The sequence below is a fragment of the Pontibacter fetidus genome (genome assembly GCF_010119545.1).
Classification (GTDB): Bacteria; Bacteroidota; Bacteroidia; order Cytophagales; family Hymenobacteraceae; genus Pontibacter; species Pontibacter fetidus.
The window spans coordinates 1-18,834 of sequence record NZ_JAAEAA010000024.1 but is presented as its reverse complement, the minus strand read 5'-3'; the positions used below and the strand labels follow the sequence as shown (position 1 = coordinate 18,834).

At 46.6% G+C, this 18,834-nt stretch carries 15 protein-coding genes; 4 read left to right on the top strand and 11 right to left on the bottom strand.

Annotated features, from left to right (window positions below; genetic code table 11):
* Nucleotides 1–111: 111 nt before the first annotated feature.
* The 10 genes from GWO68_RS15460 to dapF all read right to left on the bottom strand — a co-directional run bounded on the left by GWO68_RS15460 (nucleotide 112) and on the right by dapF (nucleotide 10,823).
* Nucleotides 112–651, bottom strand: coding sequence for an Hsp20/alpha crystallin family protein (locus GWO68_RS15460; RefSeq protein ID WP_235942094.1), 540 nt, complete (start codon nucleotides 649–651; stop codon nucleotides 112–114).
* Nucleotides 652–780: 129 nt separating this feature from the next.
* Nucleotides 781–1,575 carry a DUF2490 domain-containing protein gene (locus tag GWO68_RS15455; protein WP_162347372.1) on the bottom strand — a complete coding sequence of 265 codons (795 nt, stop codon included), beginning with the start codon at nucleotides 1,573–1,575 and terminating at the stop codon, nucleotides 781–783.
* Nucleotides 1,576–1,584: 9 nt separating this feature from the next.
* Complete coding sequence (locus GWO68_RS15450) at nucleotides 1,585–2,184, bottom strand: hypothetical protein (protein ID WP_162347371.1); 600 nt, start codon at nucleotides 2,182–2,184, stop codon at nucleotides 1,585–1,587.
* Between the two features lie 9 nt (nucleotides 2,185–2,193).
* Nucleotides 2,194–3,381 (bottom strand): M20 metallopeptidase family protein, encoded by a 1,188-nt coding sequence (locus tag GWO68_RS15445; RefSeq protein WP_162347370.1) that lies wholly within the window; start codon nucleotides 3,379–3,381, stop codon nucleotides 2,194–2,196.
* Nucleotides 3,382–3,653: 272 nt separating this feature from the next.
* A complete protein-coding gene (locus GWO68_RS15440; RefSeq protein ID WP_162347369.1) occupies nucleotides 3,654–4,157 on the bottom strand; it encodes a sporulation protein in 504 nt (167 codons plus the stop codon).
* Nucleotides 4,141–4,806, bottom strand: a complete 666-nt coding sequence (gene deoC, locus GWO68_RS15435) for a deoxyribose-phosphate aldolase (protein WP_162347368.1) — start codon at nucleotides 4,804–4,806, stop codon at nucleotides 4,141–4,143. Before deoC ends, GWO68_RS15440 begins: the two co-directional genes overlap by 17 nt.
* Nucleotides 4,807–4,909: 103 nt before the next feature.
* Nucleotides 4,910–8,281: a preprotein translocase subunit SecA gene (gene secA, locus GWO68_RS15430; RefSeq protein WP_162347367.1), complete on the bottom strand. Its 3,372-nt coding sequence runs from the start codon at nucleotides 8,279–8,281 to the stop codon at nucleotides 4,910–4,912.
* Between the two features lie 217 nt (nucleotides 8,282–8,498).
* Nucleotides 8,499–8,963, bottom strand: a complete 465-nt coding sequence (locus tag GWO68_RS15425; protein WP_162347366.1) for a GNAT family N-acetyltransferase — start codon at nucleotides 8,961–8,963, stop codon at nucleotides 8,499–8,501.
* A 1-nt stretch (nucleotide 8,964) separates the two neighbouring features.
* Entirely contained in the window at nucleotides 8,965–9,498 is a 534-nt protein-coding gene (locus GWO68_RS15420; RefSeq protein WP_162347365.1) for a GNAT family N-acetyltransferase, read from the bottom strand.
* Between the two features lie 548 nt (nucleotides 9,499–10,046).
* A complete protein-coding gene (gene dapF, locus GWO68_RS15415; RefSeq protein ID WP_202923783.1) occupies nucleotides 10,047–10,823 on the bottom strand; it encodes a diaminopimelate epimerase in 777 nt (258 codons plus the stop codon).
* 107 nt (nucleotides 10,824–10,930) lie between these two features.
* Here dapF and GWO68_RS15410 point away from each other — a divergent pair, with 107 nt between their 5' ends.
* The 3 genes from GWO68_RS15410 to GWO68_RS15395 all read left to right on the top strand — a co-directional run bounded on the left by GWO68_RS15410 (nucleotide 10,931) and on the right by GWO68_RS15395 (nucleotide 13,861).
* A complete protein-coding gene (locus tag GWO68_RS15410) occupies nucleotides 10,931–11,824 on the top strand; it encodes a class I SAM-dependent methyltransferase (RefSeq protein WP_162347364.1) in 894 nt (297 codons plus the stop codon).
* Between the two features lie 463 nt (nucleotides 11,825–12,287).
* Entirely contained in the window at nucleotides 12,288–12,905 is a 618-nt protein-coding gene (locus tag GWO68_RS15400; protein WP_162347362.1) for a hypothetical protein, read from the top strand.
* 20 nt (nucleotides 12,906–12,925) lie between these two features.
* Nucleotides 12,926–13,861 (top strand): Ppx/GppA phosphatase family protein, encoded by a 936-nt coding sequence (locus GWO68_RS15395; RefSeq protein ID WP_162347361.1) that lies wholly within the window; start codon nucleotides 12,926–12,928, stop codon nucleotides 13,859–13,861.
* Between the two features lie 1,049 nt (nucleotides 13,862–14,910).
* Here GWO68_RS15395 and GWO68_RS15390 read toward each other — a convergent pair.
* Complete coding sequence (locus tag GWO68_RS15390) at nucleotides 14,911–17,295, bottom strand: hypothetical protein (protein ID WP_235942093.1); 2,385 nt, start codon at nucleotides 17,293–17,295, stop codon at nucleotides 14,911–14,913.
* A 205-nt stretch (nucleotides 17,296–17,500) separates the two neighbouring features.
* On the opposite strand from GWO68_RS15390, the gene GWO68_RS15385 reads away from it, so the two are divergent.
* The gene (locus GWO68_RS15385) at nucleotides 17,501–18,568 is read left to right on the top strand and encodes an Ldh family oxidoreductase (protein WP_162347360.1); all 1,068 of its coding nucleotides are present in this window, start codon (nucleotides 17,501–17,503) and stop codon (nucleotides 18,566–18,568) included.
* The last annotated feature ends 266 nt before the right edge of the window (nucleotides 18,569–18,834 follow it).

Genomic DNA, 18,834 nt, shown 5'->3' with positions numbered 1-18,834 from the left:
CTATACTTGTATACGGTAGTATGATACCGGATGGCGAACGCGCCATTTCTAAGGTATAAACAAACAAAAAAGAGGCCAAAAATTTCAGCCTCTTTTTTGTTTGTTGTTTGGTTAGGCTTCTACTGCTTTACCATTATCTGCAGTTTTGGCCTGTTTCTGTTTTATAGTTTTAGTTTGCTGCTCTTCCGCCTCAGATGTAATACTGATCTGGCGCTTCATGGTCTTCTGCTCATCCTTCGGAACAGTTACCAGCAACATGCCATTTTCCATGCGGGCTTTTATTTTGTCAGGGTTTACATTATCTGGCAGGTAGAAGCTGCGGTTAAAAGTACCGTACTGTGTCTCCAGCATTTGGTAGCGCTTGCCATCGCCTTCGCTTCTCTCAAATTTACGCTCCCCGCTTATAGATAATCTGCCTTCCTGAAAATCGATGTTGATGTCTTCTTTTTTGATACCTGGTAAAGCTACTTCAATCTCGTAGCTGTTTGCTGTTTCGCAGGCATCAACGTGTGGTGTAAAAGAACTTAAACCCTTTGAATTGACTGACTCATTAAAGAATCTGTCTAACATTGAACTGAATGACTGTGGCATGTTGGTTTCCATGCCTGTATACCTGTTAAGTGCCATAGTTACCTCCTTTTTATAGTTCATAATTTTAATTACAACTATAGAACTATAAAAAATATGCCAACAGAATTATTATTCATAATCCTGAAATATTGTCATTTTTAGACTAACAAAGGCAGTTAACTAACTGACGGTTTTGCAGTTAGCGTTAAACTAGTACGTAATACTGGCAGTTTCGGGGGTAGCGCCAAAACTATACTTAAGCTCCAGGCCAACTATAGGTGTAATGTTATTGCGTTTGGTCGTATAGCCGTCCTTCAGTAACTGTCCGTCTTCATCATATTCGGGTGGCACCTGCACGTAATAGCGGTCTGTCTGGCGCATAAAATATGGGTTAATTCTAAACCTGTCGGTTACTTCATAGTTCAGGCTCAGGCGCAGGCGGGTACGGTCAACTGTTCTTTTTTCGTCGGTATCGTCTTCGTCTTTGTTAAACTCTGATAACAACAGCGCCTCGTAACTTAAGCTTGGCGTGATAAATTTATTTTTCAGAGGTAAGCGCTTGCCAAGTTCTGCCGACAACCGGAAATTGCCAAAAGCATCCATCTCTTCCTGGTTTACATACTCAAACAGTAGCTGCTTATTAAAGTACAGGCTTTTAAGATTTCCGTTGTGGCGCAAAAACAAACTATAGAACTGGCTCGACGGAAAATTTTCGGCAGCATATCGGAAAATACCGCCCCCACGCCAGTGCTCTGATAGCGTATGTTCGTAGCCAACGCTAAACTCGATGCGCTCAAAATTGCTCAGTACGCCAGCTTGTTTAAGGTCGTTGTAGCGGCTGTCGGTGTTGATACGGTACTGGTTACGGATGAAAAGAATACCATCTTCGCCGATAGTTGTGCTCAGCTGCAGTTCCGGCCATAGTGCCGTTGGGGATGATATTTTGCTTTGCGCCAGCAGGCTTACCGGAAGCAAAAGCAGCAACAGGAAGTATAGTCTTTTCATGGGTAGTTGTTAGCAACAGTTAAAGTACAGCACTACTTTTTTCTGCGATTTTGAGTAAGCGATCCAGCGGCCGTCTTCTTTGCCTAGCAGGTAATAAAATCCTATCGCGGTTTTATCGCCTTTAATATCGTCCCATATAGCTTTATCGCCAAAATTCGTGTCATAGGTCATATCCGCTGTTATTGCCGGAGACTTAAAGTTATCATCAGCAAAAAAAGTATCAATCCGGTTAAGAATAAAAGCCTCCATCTGGGCTTTGGTAGCATTTTCCGGTACACCATAGTTTAGCAGGAAGTCTGCCTTAAATGTTTCGAAATGGAGCAGTTGCCCTTCGCTATTTTTGATCTCAAACGTTACATCAGCTGTCAGCACAGAATCTCCGGCAAGCGTAACTGTGAAAATGTCATTGGATGCCGGATCGGAGAAAGGGTGTTGCTTTATGTTTTGCTTTATGACCTTAACATTGCTCGCTGACTCAGGTGTAACTTCAACACTATCAGTTTCTGCTACCGGTTTATCCTTCTGCACATCTATCGTTTCGGGTTGTTGGGTTTTGCTGCAAGCACTTAGCAGCATGATGTAAATCCCGATCACAAGTAACTTTTTCATAGGTATAGTTTAAGCGTTCATTTCCTGAAGGGCTATAAACGCCATCAAACCTATACTTGTTTCCAGGGCAGCTTCGTCGATATCGAAAGTTGGCGTATGCACACCAGATATGATGCCGCGCGCTTCGTTTCGGGTGCCCAGGCGGTAAAAACAGGCGGGCACCTCCTGCGAGTAATAAGCAAAATCCTCAGCACCCATCCACAGGTCCAGGTCCACTACATTATCAGTACCTAAGTATAACTCCGCGGCTGTGCGTGCTCTGCCGGTCAGTTCCGGGTCATTCTGCAGGAAGGGATACCCGTTCTTAATATCGATGTCGCAGCTGCCACCCATACTTTCGCAAAGGCTTCCGGCCAGTTTCTTTATCTTCTGGTGTGCTTCGCGGCGCCAGGCCTCGTTCATCGTCCGGAAAGTGCCTTCAATCTTCACCTCGTTAGGAATAACGTTAGTAGCTCCTTTGGCTTCTATTTTACCGAATGATAACACCGTTGGAATTTTTGGGCTGGCATAGCGACTTACGATCTGCTGCAATGCAACTATAAGATGCGCTGAAATAAGTACCGGGTCAATGTTCATTTCCGGTAAAGCGGCGTGGCCGCCTTTGCCTTTCACAGTTATATAAATCTCATCGGCACTGGCCATGTACATACCGGATTTAAATCCCACTTTACCAGCCGCTAACAACGGAAACACATGCTGGCCAATGATCCCTTCCGGGGCTGGGTTCTGCAGCACACCTTCTTTAATCATAATAGAGGCCCCACCCGGAAACTTCTCCTCACCTGGCTGAAAAACCAGTTTTATAGTTCCCTCAAACGTATTGCGCATTTCCTGTAAAATACGCGCAGCACCTAGCAACGAAGCCGTATGCACATCGTGTCCGCAGGCATGCATCACACCTTCGTTTTTCGATCTATAGTCTACTTCACTGGCTTCCACAATCGGCAAAGCATCCAAATCAGCGCGTAGGGCTATGGTTTTCTTTTCAGGATTACGTCCTTTAATCAATGCCACCAAACCGGTTTCTGCCATACTTTCAGCAGCAATGCCATAGCGCTCCAAGGTCTGCTTTACATAGGCTGCGGTGTTATACTCTTCAAAACTAAGCTCCGGGTTGGCATGTATATGGCGGCGCACCTGCACCGTATCGGGCGCATAGGCTTTTGCCAGTTGTTTTATTTTATCTGCTGTATTCATTTGTTCTATCTATGTCGGGGAAAGTATAAACCTACCCCTCCCGAGAGGGGAATTTATCTTCTTTAATTATTTTGCTGGCTCTAGACTCGTGACGCAGGGTGTGTGCGAGTCTCCATACTCGCTGGGCCAGAGGCCCCACTATAGTTCGACACGAGCGTTGACGCTCGCGCCATAACTTAACACTCCTTTTCCCAACTAAAGGTAGCAAAAATAAAAAACGTTGCGAACCTGTGTGGCTGCAACGTTTTATTTATACTTTGTTATGGTAGCTGTTACTTAATGTTGATCTGATCCTGCACGATCTGGGCATTCGGTATCAGGTCCGAGAGTTGGTTAAGTACCTGCTGCGCTTCTACCCTGTTAAAGAAATCGCCTACTTTTAACCTGAAGTTTGGTTGATTATAGGTCAGGTAATCTTTCACCTCCGGTACGCGCCTGGCTATGGATTTGCGCAGGTTCATAACAGTTTGTCTTTCAGAGCCATTATACGCCAGAATGCGGTAACCCTGGGCATACTTAATGTTCTTGTTCACGCTGGCAACCGTGTCCATCAGCATGGCCACTTTATCATTTACATGATTTTTAGGCTCTATACGGGCTGTAGTTGTGGTTTCTTCCGAGGTGCTATACTTTGGCCGGTAAACGCTCAGGTCTTCCACTACCTTATCTTTACCGCCCGACTTAACCGTTTTGTCGGTAGAGCTAGCCGATGAAGATGCGCAGCCTGATGTAATAACTATAGTTAGCGAAAGTAAAAGACTAATGATTTTGTTCATGGGTAACAATTTGAATACTTGCTGAGCAACCTAACCTGTCGGCGCCTGCCTTCACTAACGCCTGCGCATCTTCGAATGTTCTGATACCGCCTGATGCCTTTATTTTAATATGAGATGGCAATACACGGCGCATCAGTTCAATGTGCTCTACTTTAGCACCACCCGAAGCAAATCCTGTCGAAGTTTTCACATAATCTACACCGGCGTTGGCACAAAGCTCACAGGCTTTCACAATTTCGTCATCCGTAAGCAAAGCTGTCTCGATAATCACCTTCAACACGGCCTCTTTCAGATGACAGAATTTAGCCAGTTCGCTCAGTTCATTCTCAACGTCGCTATACTTGCCAGATTTGAAAGCCGAAACATTGATCACCACATCTATCTCGTTAGCGCCGTCGGCAATGGCCTGGTGGGTTTCCAGGAACTTTACTTTAGGATGATTATAGCCTAACGGAAAGCCAACTACGGTAGCCACATTTACATCTGTGCCCGCTAATCGTTCTTTCGAAACTTGTACATAGCAAGGTGGCACACATACGGCTGCAAAATTATACTCGCGGGCTTCGTCGCAAATCTGTAGTACCTGCGCTTCGGTAGCGTCGGGTTTAAGTATAGTATGGTCTATGTAAGACGCAAGATCTCTTGCCATAATTCCAAGTATTAAATGAAAGTAAAAAAGACTGCTCTTTTATACTTTCGGGATGATGTAAACATAAAGCAGCCACTAAGTTTAGTTAGTGGCTGCGGTTATTTTATTCTTCAATCAGTACACAGCGGTTGTGCAGCAGGTCGTCTTCTACAGTTTTATACTTTACGTCCTTCACTACACGGCCATCGGTATATTGTACGCTAACACGGTCGTTGCGACCAGCTACTTTCTGTGAGTGGGCCGGCATTATTTTTTCCGGTTCCGGAGCTGGGGCCGAAGTATGGCCACGCTGATCTTCCAGCGATGAATGCACTTCCTGCTTCTGCTCTTTCAGCACAGGGGCTTTAGGAGCAGGCTGCGGACGCGGCTCACGCACCTGGTCTGGCGCCTGCACCGGTATAAAGGCATGGAACAGGAACGCAATTGTTTCTTCGTTCACTTTTCCGATCATGCGCTTAAACAGCTCAAACGACTCAAACTTGTAGATCAACAGCGGGTCTTTCTGCTCGTACACCGCATTCTGCACACTTTGCTTCAGGTCATCCATCTGGCGCAGGTGTTCCGTCCAGGCCTGGTCTATCGTTCCCAGCGTAATGATCTTCTCCATGGCGCGGATCAGTTCTAGGCCATGCGATTCATACGTTTTAGTCAGGTTAGCCACGGCAGCCAGTTGGCGCTTGCCATCTGTAAACGGCACCGCCACGTTCTCGATCATCGGCCCACGGTTCGCGTGAATATCGGCGATGATCGGGTAGGCATGCTCTGCGATCTGCTTGTTGCGTGTCAGGTAATGGTTCAGGGCCTCGTTATACAGGCGCTCCACTAACTGGTTAGCCGGCACCGTCTTAAACTCATCTTCGGTAATAGAAGCTTCGATACCAAACACGCGCAGCACGTGCAGCTGGAAGTTTTCGTAGTCGTTGATGTTCTTGTAGCTCACGATAACATCCTCGCTTATATCATAGATCATGTTCCAGATATCCAGCTCCAGGCGCTCGCCGTAAAGGGCGTTTCTGCGGCGCTTGTACACCACTTCACGCTGTGCGTTCATTACGTCATCATACTCCAGCAAACGCTTACGCTGTCCGAAGTTGTTTTCTTCTACTTTCTTCTGCGCACGCTCAATAGAGTTCGTGATCATTGAGTGTTGAATAACTTCACCTTCTTCCAGACCCATACGGTCCATCAGGCGGGCAATTCTGTCTGAACCGAACAAACGCATCAGGTTATCTTCCAGCGATACAAAGAACTGCGAAGAACCCGGGTCACCCTGGCGACCGGCACGACCACGCAACTGGCGGTCTACGCGGCGCGACTCGTGGCGCTCTGTACCAATAATGGCCAGACCACCGGCTGCTTTAGATTCCGGGGTAAGCTTAATGTCGGTACCACGGCCGGCCATGTTGGTAGCTATAGTTACCGTGCTCGGCTTACCAGCTTCGGCTACAATTTCAGCTTCTTTCTGGTGTAGTTTCGCGTTCAGTACCTGGTGCTTTATTTTGCGCAGCGTCAGCATACGGCTCAGTAACTCCGAAATCTCTACTGAAGTAGTACCCACCAGCACCGGACGACCAGCTTCCGTCAGCTGTACAATCTCGTCGGCAACGGCATTATATTTCTCACGAACAGTTTTGTATACTTTGTCGTGCTCGTCTTTTCGTTGGATAGGGCGGTTGGTAGGAATAACTACCACGTCCAGTTTGTAGATGTCCCAGAACTCGCCTGCTTCTGTTTCGGCAGTACCCGTCATACCAGACAGTTTGTGGTACATACGGAAGTAGTTCTGCAGCGTAACCGTAGCGTAAGTCTGTGTGGCATCTTCTACCTTCACGTTCTCTTTCGCCTCAATGGCCTGGTGTAAACCATCTGAGTAACGACGACCTTCCATCACACGACCTGTCTGCTCATCTACAATTTTTACCTTGTTATCCGGCGTTACGATATACTCGGTGTCTTTCTCGAACAGCGTGTATGCCTTCAGTAACTGGTTTATCGTATGGATACGCTTTGATTTCTCCTGGAAGTCTGCGATCAGGTGCTCTTTTGCATGCAGCAGCTCATCATGCGAAAGCGACTTGTCATTCTCCAGGTTAGCGATTTCGGTACCGATATCCGGCATGATGAAGAAGTTCGGATCTTCGCCCTGGCCTGTGATAAGGTCAATGCCTTTTTCGGTCAGTTCTATTTGGTTATGCTTCTCATCAATCGTAAAGTATAGCGGCTCATCGGCTTCCGGCATCTGGCGCGAGTTGTCCTGCAGGTAATGGTTCTCCACTTTCTGCATGATGGCACGGTTACCGGTCTCGCTCAGGAACTTGATAAGCGGCTTGCTCTTAGGTAAGCCACGGTATGCTCTGAAAAGGGCCAGGCCACCTTCTTTATCGTTTCCTTCCTTCAGCATACGCTTTGCATCTGTCAGGAAGTTAGAAACCACCTTGCGCTGTGCTTCAACCAGCATCGAGATGCGCGGCTTCAGGATATGGAATTCGTGCTCATCACCGCGTGGCACAGGACCCGAAATGATCAATGGCGTACGGGCATCATCTATCAATACCGAGTCAACCTCATCGACCATGGCGTAATGGTGCTTGCGCTGTACCAGGTCCTGTGGCTCGCGGCTCATGTTGTCGCGCAGGTAATCGAAGCCGAACTCGTTGTTTGTACCGTAGGTGATGTCTGCTTTATAGGCGTTGCGGCGGGCTTCAGAGTTTGGCTGGTGCTTGTCTATACAGTCGATGGTGATGCCATGGAACTCGAATAACGGTGCCATCCACTCCGAGTCACGACGGGCCAGGTAATCGTTAACCGTTACCACGTGAACGCCACGGCCGGATAGTGCGTTCAGGTAAGCTGGCAGGGTTGCTACCAATGTTTTACCTTCACCGGTCGCCATCTCGGCAATTTTACCCTGGTGCAGTACGATACCACCAATCAGCTGTACATCGTAATGCAGCATTTCCCAGGTTATCTCGTTGCCGGCAGCTTCCCATTTGTTCGCCCAGGTAGCTTTGTCGCCATCCAGTTGCACGTTTGGTTTGCGGGCAGCCAGGGCGCGGTCCATGTCGGTAGCAGTTACCACTAACTGGCCGTTCTCTTTCCAGCGGCGGGCTGTTTCTTTAACTATAGCAAAACCAACAGGTAGCACTTCCATCAGCACTACTTCCAGGTCTTTGTTGCGTTGCTTCTCTAACTCATCAATCTCAGAGAAAATAGCCTCTTTTTGTACGATGTTCAGTTCCGGCTCATCGGCTACACGTTTATGCAGAGCAGCAATTTTCTCATCAATAGGCTTCAGGCGCTCATTTATGATGCCTTTAATTTCAAAGGTTTTCTGACGCAACTGGTCATCTGAAATACCCTTTAATTTAGCGTACTCTTCGTTTATTTTAGATACGTAAGGTAGTACCTCTTTTATATCTCTGTCGGACTTGGTTCCGAATAGTTTCGCAACGGTTTTACCGAAAAAATCAAACATCTGTGTCGGTTGTTCTTAAATGAAATCTTCTGTTTGCAATATCGTCAAAAGTAAGGTGTTTTTCTGACATATTTTACGTTCTATACTAAAACAATACCACATTAATTGCCACATAGGTTATCTGCCATATTTACCGATATAGTATAGGATATCTACAATTTATAGTTGAAAAGGCCAATTTACACTGACAGAACGGGTAGGTAAGGGCGTTAGGTGGCTAACTAGTTGATTGCTGATGTGCTGCAACTATAGTTTTATACGTTGTCCTTTCCATTTCGAACCTGATCTCGCCGCTTTGTGTGATACCGGTTTGCTGCCAGCTTGCTTTGCGGTAAAATGTTTCTGCCCTGGTTCCGGGTCCAGTAGAGAACCATAGTTTACTTATTTCCAGTTCAAAGCTATAGGTCAGCATCAGATCGTGCAGTTTCCGGCCTATGCCTTTTTTGTCATGGTCAGGGTCAACAAACAGCGCCCAGATATTTGCATCTGATAAGTCAACTATAGCAAAGCCAACTATAGTTTGGGCTATTTCACAAACCCAGCCTGCTCCCTTGTTTTCCAGCATCTCCCAGTAATCATCAGCGGTTACCCGATCCGGATTAGAAAGAACATTCTCCTTCACTGCCATCCGTACCCGCGACATGCCGGGTATATCTGCAACTATAGCTTTCCGAAATAACACGTTACATTCCCTGGTTGTTGTGAAAAATACGCTGCATTTCAACTACGTTCTCCCAGCCATCGGGCGTAAGAAACCACTCCTTGCGAATGCCTACCTGCTCAAAACCGGTTTTAGTGAATAGATTTATACTTGGCAGGTTGGTAGCCGTAACCGAGCAGTACACCTGGTGGAGCCGGAGCGTGTCGCGGCAGTAGTTTAGCAGCAACTTAAGCGCATCGGCAGCATGGCCGTTACCACGGTGTTCTTCCGTGACAACAATACCTATACCTGCCCGACGGTGCAACGGATCAAAATCATAGAGGTCGATGGCGCCTATAGTTTGTGCTTCAGCGTTGCAGATTATTAAGCGGAGTTGCTTTACTGTGTAAATATCCAGTGCAGCATTTTCGAGGTATTGCTCCAGCACAAATTTAGAGTATGGTGTAAGCGTATTGCCCACATGCCACACGGTGGTATCGTTCTCTAAGGAATACAGGAAATCCAGGTCGGTAGGCTCGAGGGCACGCAAATAAGTTTGGTCTGTTTTCAGGAACACGGGGCTATAGTTTGGTCTATAGTACAAGCTACATAAAAAAGAAAAGACTCCAAATAATTTATAGTTACTGAGAGTCTTTTGCTATAGTTTGGCCTTCTGTAGTTAACCAACCCTTACCCCTCCCGAGAGGGGAAATGGGCTTTTGTTTAGTTTGATCTCCAAAGTTGTCATTCCCCTGCCCTTTCAAAGGGGACTTTTATCCTTTTGTCATCCTGAAAGGATCTTGGAAGCCAGTAGCATAGGTTTAACCTCCCTTCCACTAAGTTTCTTAACAGAATAACAATGAACTTTTAGTCAATTTTGAATTACACATTATCAATGCCCCCTTTGAAGGCAGGGTCGTTAAGTTCTAGCAAATTCTCCCCTTGAGGGGAGCGCAGAGGGGTGTTTGCATTAGCGGGTGAATTTAAAACTGGCTAACAATTGGCATTTTGGCCCTGAATAACACCCTTATAATCCCCTCAAGGGGATAGTTCTCGGCAGAACTTAACGGCCCTGCCCTTTGAAGGGGGTAGGGGGATGATTTACGATTGCTGAGAAACTATAGCTTAAACCGTAACTGTACCGGTAAATACCTGCCTGGCTGGCCCGATCAGGTAGATGTATTTAAAGCCATCGTTGCCGGATCTTTCAAAAGCTACTTCCAGTTCGCCGCCCAATACCTTTACTTTTACCGGACTTTGCATGCCTTCCAGGCCTGCCACTAATGCAGCTGCTGTTACGCCTGTTCCGCACGACAGGGTCTCGTCTTCTACGCCACGCTCGTAAGTGCGCACAAAAATTTCGTTCTCGCCTGTCTTCTGTACAAAGTTTACATTGGTGCCAACTGCTGCAAAGCGATCGTTATATCGTATGGCGCGGCCTTCTTCAAACACATCTATAGTTTGCACATCATCCACAAACCGAATGTAGTGTGGCGAGCCGGTGTTCAGGTAATAATCTTTACCAATATGCTCCACGCCCTGCACGTCGTTCATTTTGAGCTGAATCAGGTCGCGCTCTATACTTGCCTGGTGCTCACCGTCGGCCGCTAAAAAACAGGCTACGTCTTCTATCACACCCAAATGGCGGGCAAAACGTACGGTGCAGCGCCCACCGTTTCCGCACATAGAACCTACACGGCCATCGGCGTTGTAGTATACCATCTCGAAATCATAGTCCGGGTGGTCTTGTAGTAATATTAGTCCATCAGCACCAATGCCCACGCGGCGGTCGCAAAGGTGTTTTACCAACGCTTCGTTCTCGCCCGGGAAGGTCATTTTCCGGTTATCGATCATCACGAAATCGTTGCCGGTGCCCTGGTATTTATAAAAACTGATTGCCATGTATCTGAAACAATTAAAACTGCAGGTTCGTGCCCTTTTAAGGTGTGGCAGATAATGCGTAATTTTACCACCTTATAGGCACTGCGCCTGAAATAAACAACAAAGATATGTATTCCTTTCTTACAACAGAAAACTGGGCTGATTACGAATTAGTGGATAGTGGCAACTTTGAGAAACTGGAGCGTTTTGGCCAGTATTATGTAGCCCGCCCCGAGCCACAAGCCATCTGGGACAAGCACCTGCCCGAGCAGGAGTGGCAGCGCCTGGCCAATGCCGTTTTTACCCGTGACAAAGGCAGCCAGGAAAAAGGCCAGTGGAAACTGAAGAAAGGAATGCCTGAGCAGTGGTTTATCAACTATAAATACAACGACCTGAAGCTGCGTTTTCGTCTGGGCTTATCGTCGTTTAAGCATGTGGGATTGTTTCCGGAGCAGGACGCTAACTGGAAGTTTATTTACGACACCACTCGCAAACTTAAAACCTCACAGCCAAAAGTGCTGAACATGTTTGCTTACACCGGAGCTGCCACCTTAGCTGCCAAAGCTGCCGGCGCCGACGTAACCCACCTGGACTCTATAAAGCAGGTTAACTTCTGGGCCCGCGACAACATGGAAGCCAGCAACCTGGACAACGTGCGCTGGATTGTGGAAGACGCCATGAAGTATGCCCGCCGCGAAGTGAAACGTGGCAACAAGTATAACGGCATCATTCTGGACCCACCAAGCTACGGCCGCGGCCCGAACGGCGAAAAATGGCAACTGGAAGACGAACTGAACGAGATGATAAAGCTTTGCCGCGAAATGCTGGACGGCACCGATTATTTCCTGCTGATAAACCTGTACTCGATGGGCTTTTCGGCAATGGTGCTCGATAACCTGATGCGCGGTACGTTTGGCGACATGGTGAAGAACGAAGAGCTCGGCGAACTATACCTGCATGATAAAGGTGAGCGCAAACTGCCGTTGGGTACTTTCTTTAGGTTTACTTCGGTGGGGAGGTAGAGGTTAATAGTTATTTAAAATTTCATTCTGAAAATAGTAAGTAATCTGAATATGTTAAATAATCGGATTAATCTTTAAATTCGAAATGATAAATAAATTAATAGCAAATAGCTTTAAATCTACTCTTCATGATAATACTTAGCGGAGGCATTTCTCTTGGAATGATGATTAGCATGTTGGGTGGATTTTTAGGAGGTGTAGGAATGATAGTTTGGGCTCACATTTTTATAAAGAGAACAGTACTATACAATGAGCTATTTAAGTCGTTAAACCCTTTTTTAAAGCCTATAGCATACTTAAGTTATCTTTCCATTGTAATACTCATAGCAGTTATCGTGTTTTATATTTTGATGTTTTCTCTAGGTTGGGTTTCTCTTCAATTAGAAGAGCTGTAATATATTAACAGAACTCGTTAGAGAAACAAAAAGATATCTTGTCAATAACTATAAAGCAGACACTACTTATGAAAACAGTACCGTCCCTGCTTATGCTATTTAGCTGTATTGCCTGTAGTAAACCAGATTCTATACAGACGAAAGAGACCCCTCCTTATGTTGTGTCTAAGATAGACTCTACTCTTAAGGCACAATGGGTAGGGAGTAGTATTCCGCCACCTCCTAAGGTTTTTTACACAGATTATAATTTTATAGTTGATAATAAGTCGGAACAAGTTTTTCTTCATAGGAAAAAGTTTATGTTGTTTTGTGGAACAGGTGTAGACTTTACGAAACCTGATTTCTTATATCTTACTCCTGAAGATTTTAAACTGCTATCTAAAGACGAAATACAAAGTTACTTTACAGATACCCTTCCTAACTTAAATAATCAACAAGCTATAGTTTTAGCTAGCTTTCAGGATTCGATCAAGTTAAAAGAAGTCCGCACATTTATTGATTCTGTTTTTATAGCTAGAAATATTCCCCGGTTTAATATTCGGATGGTTACTGAGGAAGAAAGAATAGTGTTGGAGCACAAGAAGCAGAATCTTCCTTATTTCGCTGATAGTATTCAATGGTCTGATAATTTCACGATACCTTTTATCCACAAAAGGAAGAGAATAAATAGTAGAACTACACAATAATCATCAATTAACAACTAACCATGAACAACCGCCTTGCACTGATAGACATGGGTACGAATACATTTCACTTGCTGGTTACGGAAGTGAATGAGCAGGGGCAGTTGCGCGACCTGTATAAAACCAAAGTACCGGTGCGTTTGGGACAGGGCGGCATCAGCAACGGCAATATCGCACCCGAAGCCTACGAACGGGCCCTGAAAACCCTGAAAGATTTCCGGAAGGTGATTGATGAACATGGCGCTGAAACGGTGCGGGCCATGGCTACCAGCATGGTGCGCAACGCAGCCAATGGCGACGATTTTGTGAAGGACATCTACAAGCAAACCGACATTGAGGTAGAAGTGATAGACGGTGCCCGCGAAGCCGAACTGATCTACTACGGCGTGCGCTTCGCTGGTGTACTGAATGAGCAGACTGCCCTGCTCATGGACATTGGCGGTGGCAGCGTGGAGTTTCTCCTTTGCAACAACCAGGAAATCTTCTGGAAACGCAGCTTCGAGATCGGAGCCCAACGCCTGATGGACCAGTTCTTCTCCGCAGACCCGATACCAGCAGAAAGTATAGCCGCCGAAAAAGCTTACCTGGCCGAAAAACTACAACCACTTACTGAAGCTGTAGCTACCTATAAACCAACTATACTCGTAGGCTCATCCGGCACCTTCGATACCCTTTGTGATATTGATGCACTTCGTAAAGGTGACACCTCACGCCAGCAAACTATACCACCGGCTTCAGAACTGGTGATGGAGGATTTCTATAGTATCTATAAAGAGTTGTTGCGCAAAACCCACGACGAGCGATTAGCGATTCCCGGTATGTTAGAAATGCGCGTGGACATGATCGTGCTGGCAACTATACTGGTAGATTTTGTGCTGGAAAACTATAAGCTGCAGGAGATTCGGGTATCGTCGTATGCGCTGAAGGAAGGTGTGCTGCAGCAAATGCTGGCGAAGTAAGTTGTCTGAATCAGGATTTTCAGGATTTAGGGATTAACAGGATTTAAGACCTCGTAGCGTGCGCAGCTCCTACGAGCGTCTGGCTAAAAGCTATAGTTTCTGATTTAACCCACCCCTGCCCCTCCAGGGAGGGGAATTCTGTTGTTGCTATAGTTAAGGGTATTGTTTTATAGTTACTGTTTTGACACCCCTATAGTCTCCTCAAGGGCAGAGCCGATCCTATTAAATACAACCTCTTTAAAGCCCTCGCGTCCCGCGAGAGTGAGTTAGAGTTACATAGTGGCGTCCCGCTACTTGTGCCGCAGGCACAGGTTAAAGCGGCCAGAGTCCGCTGGTAGCTTACACTCGCGGGACGCGAGCGAGGGCGAATCAGAGAATGAAATGGCCTTGCTCACAAGAGGACAGTTTCTGCCACTGCTATAGTTTGAGTTATAGTTCTATAGTTACAGCCTGCCGAGCGGACAGGTCGTGACCTGTCCCTACGAAGGGGGACTTTCTGCTACTTCTTGCCCAACTGTCATTTCGACCAGCGGGAGAAATCTGAATTAGCTATAGTTACAGACCACACACAGGACAGGTCTCGACCTGTCCCTAAGGAACTACAACCACGATAAAGCGATGCAACTATAGTTTCTCAAGTAAACTATAGTTGCAGCTATCGAACAGATCGCAGTCTTTGGGTTGAGCGCCTTTGATTTATTGCGGTGGCGTCAGGCAACCCGAGGCACGAGGGTAGCAAGAAAGCAGCAGTGCGACGCCCTTATCGAGGGCCCCTACCCCCAAGACGGGGCCTCCCGGCCGTGAGGGCACCAAAGTCAACTATATGACTATAGGCTAGTAGAGCTCCCAGGATGAGAAGTAACTATAGAAGAAAAGACTTAGTTCGAAGTGTAGAGTATCAAACTATAATCCGAGATAGATTTCTCACTTTGTTCAAAATGACAAAGAGAAGCTATATAACATAGAATTTTCCTAAGCTAATGCTCAGAATGACATTGAAGAAGCTAGATGCAACAAAAAAGGCAGGATATTCTCCTGCCTTTTTGCTTTTAAGCTTTTGCTAAACGCTTTCTTTCCTTTTCGTACGCCTTTCTCAGCTTTTTCAGATCGCGGTTGTTATTGGTGTGCTTCATGGCTAAAGCTTCTGCATCGTCTTTTAAACCCAACTGCACATCCTGCGACGCCAGCTGCTTGCCAAGTTGCTCCTGTACACGCTTCGTTTTACGGTTTTTATAATCTTTCTGCAAAAGTATAGTTAGCAGGTTAATGGCAATTTCTTCTTCGCCCTGGCTGGCATAGTACTGTACTACTTCAGCAGTAAATGGCAGCTTGGTTGTTTCCTTGGCATAGTTGTACAGCAAGATATAGTCCAGGCCGAAACGGTTTACTTCGTAGGCCTTATAATGCTTTTCTGCCTGGTTGTAGGTTTGCAGAGCTTCGGTGTAGCGACTACTGGCCACAAAACGGTTTATATCTTCGAGCATTTGCTGGTATCTAACTGCTGGCAGTATAGCTTCACGTCCGTCTTTGGCTGTAAAGTCCGCTAACTGGCAGACAGTATTATCTCCAGCAACTTTTAAGGCAGCCAGGTAAGCTTTATCGGCAGCCAGGAATTGTTTGTTACGGGCCAGTTCTTTTGCTTTCTGCACTTCTGCGTCGTAGGCAGTTTGAGCATTCTGGCATTCCTGGGTTACAATACGGTCGCGGAGCAGGTTATACTTGCCCAGCACCTCTTTATCCTGAGCCAAACCATAACGTCCCAGCATAGCAATTGCTTTAGAGGCCAGCGCGCGCGCATCGGTTAACTGGTTATTCATGGCTTGCTGGTAGCCGGTCTGTAGCTCGGCCAGCAATACCGGTTTAGCAGCTTTCTGTACAAGGGTACCAAGTTCGTTTACTTTCTTAAAAGTATACCTATCCTGTAGTTCCAGTGCAGCATCAAACTGACTGAGGGCTGCACTATAGTTCTTACTGTTCAGGTAGCTTTTTCCTTTATCGATGTGCTCTACATAATAGGTGTATTTTACCTGGTTCTGTAAGTCAATGGCTTCGGTTGGCTGCGGCATCACATCCCTGTAATCGCTCTGGAAACGCAGGGCTTCTTCGGCTAACTTATCTGCCTGAGCAATGTTGTTGCGGCTAAATTCGCGCTTGCCTTCTGCTACTATGTTGTGGTACATACCGGTTGCGGCACGGCCTTCACCTTCGCGCAGGGCTGGCAGATTACAATCTAATCCGCCAACTTTATCGCACATTTCGCGGGCAGTGCCAAAGGCCTGCAGAGCAGCATTATAGTCTCTATTATTAACTAAACTATGGCCACGGTTTATGTGTGATGTATAAATATCATAAGCCAATACCTGTGCCATCTGGCGTGTTTCCGGATCAATACGCATTCCAGTCAGCACACTAAGGGTACGGGCTGTGGCTTCGTTCAGGTAACCGTTCACAAAATCAAGGCGGGCAAGCTGCAGGTGCGACGGCGCAAACTTCGGGTTCACTTCCAGAGACTTTATAAAATAACCCTGCGCTACATTTCCCTGCCCCGAAGTTACAAGGCTCATACCTTTGTTAAAGAACTGCAGATCCATGGTGCTCAGGGCATAATCTACAGCACGGCGGCGTTCCTTCATCAGGCGGTTCAGGTCGGCCATTTTATCTGTCAGGTGCTGTGGATCGTACTGGCGCAGGTTGAGTTTATCTTTATAGTTCTCATCCTTAATGCGCTCGTACATGTCCTCCATCTGCTCCAAGTTGCGGTCGTGCAGGCTGATGCGGTCCACATCTTCCGGCTGAATACGGTTTATATCCTGCAAGGCGCGGCTGATAGTTGCTTCGGCAGTGTAGTAGCTCTGCACCAGCTCCTGGTGTCTTTTAAAGCTGTTTACACTTTCTGAAGTATAGATCAGCTCTTTTGGCTCTACCACCAAACTATAGTTCTGGTTAGCTGTAGTGGTATCAGGCATCGTTACATCAAGCACCACCACACCTTCTTTATTAAAAGAGATATTGGTCAGGTTAAATGCCTGCAGTTCTTTCTTCTTCGCATCCAGCAGTTTGATCTTTGCATTCAGTTTCTCAGGCAGTAGTACATCTTCCACGCCAAAGCCTTTGTAAGTAACGTCGCTACCAACCCCGATTTTGCTGAGTTTTACTGTTAACTGCAGTGCATTACCGGTATCAGCAATACGGGCTTGCTGCTCCATTTTAACGGTGAATTCAGGGTTACGTGTCGGGCGGCCACCACCTTTACGCACATCACCATCGCGGAGCAGGTTAAGTATAGTATTGATGTGTGTCTGGCTGCTGTTACCAGTGGTGCTATACTTTATGAGGTAAGCTTCCGGGGTAGTCTGATCGAAAATAAGTTTGGTCTGGGCCTGTGCTACAAAAGCGGCCAGCAGCATAAAAGCGGAAAGTATAGCTCGTATCATAGTAAAAATATAATTTGCCTAAGCTGGCACAGACAAAATCTGTTCCACAAACTTATTCAGGCTCTAAAGTATATAAAAAAGTACATATTTACAGCGATTTACAGAACTATAGCTTTTACCGGAACAAGGATAAAGCCGGTATTAATGAAGCGATTAGTAACAGAATTTAGTAATTTGCCGCCCTTAATACCGCAATTCAGAATACATGTATACCTACCGACACTTATTTGATTTTACTCAGGAAATATTTTTAGCCATCGGGTGCCCGCCTAAAGATGCCAAGTTAGCCGCCGAAGTCTTACTGGAAGCCGACCTGCGTGGTGTCGATTCGCATGGCGTTGCCAGACTGAGTGGCTATGTGCGCCTTTGGGAAGCCGGAAGAATAAACCCGACTCCTAACATGCGCATTGTGCACGAAACACCTAGCACGGCCACCGTAGATGGCGATGGAGGTTTAGGATTGGTGATTGCCCCAAAAGCCATGGATATTGCCATCGAAAAAGCGGAAAAAGTAGGTACAGGCTGGGTATCGGTGCGAAACTCAAACCACTTCGGTATTGCCGGGTATCATGCCATGGAAGCGTTGAGTTCTGATATGATCGGTATGGCCATGACCAATGCAAGCCCACTGGTTGCCCCGACTCACTCTATAGACCGCATGCTGGGCACTAATCCTATTGCTGTTGCTGTTCCAACCAAAAAGCAGCCACCGTTTGTAGCCGACTTTGCCACCGCATCTGCCGCAAATGGTAAGCTTGAAATTTTACAACGCAAAGAGAAGAAAGCCCCGGTAGGCTGGATACAAACCGCAGAAGGCGATGATACAGATAATGCCAATGAACTGAAAGACGGTGGCGCCCTGCTCCCACTTGGTTCTGATTTGGTACATGGCAGTCATAAAGGCTATGCACTGGCAGCTATAGTTGATATTTTTTCGGCTGTACTTTCGGGTGCCAATTATGGCCCGTGGGTGCCACCTTTTGTAGCATTCCTGAATCCGCCTGCTGATCCGGTTGGGAAAGGAATTGGTCACTTTTTAGGAGCCATGCGCATCGATGCCTTCAGGCCGGCAGATGAATTTAAAGAGAACATGGACCGCTGGATAGAAACCTTCAGAGCAGCTAAAACCAAGAAAGGCGAAAAAGCGGTTTTGATCCCTGGCGACCCGGAACGAGAAATGACCGACATCCGCCTGAAAGAGGGGATTCCGTTACTACAACCTGTTGCGGAAGATCTGGAGAAGCTGGGTAAAAAGTTTGGGATTAAGTTTTAAGTACAGGTCTGCCCTCGCTCGCGGGACGCGAGCGAGGGCAACACTTAAAGTCAACTATAAAACAGAAGCGCCGGCAACTATAAAGTGCCGGCGCTTCTGTTTTCGGGAATGATTAAACACACCCCTCCCCCTCTCAAGAGCAGGGCCGTTAAGTTCTATTTTTCGTAAACTAATATGTTTAGGAAAGGGGGAGCAGATGCAAAATAGTGAAGTAAGTTTACTAGCCTGTCTGCGTGAGGTACCTGATTTTCGTCGCCCGCAAGGCC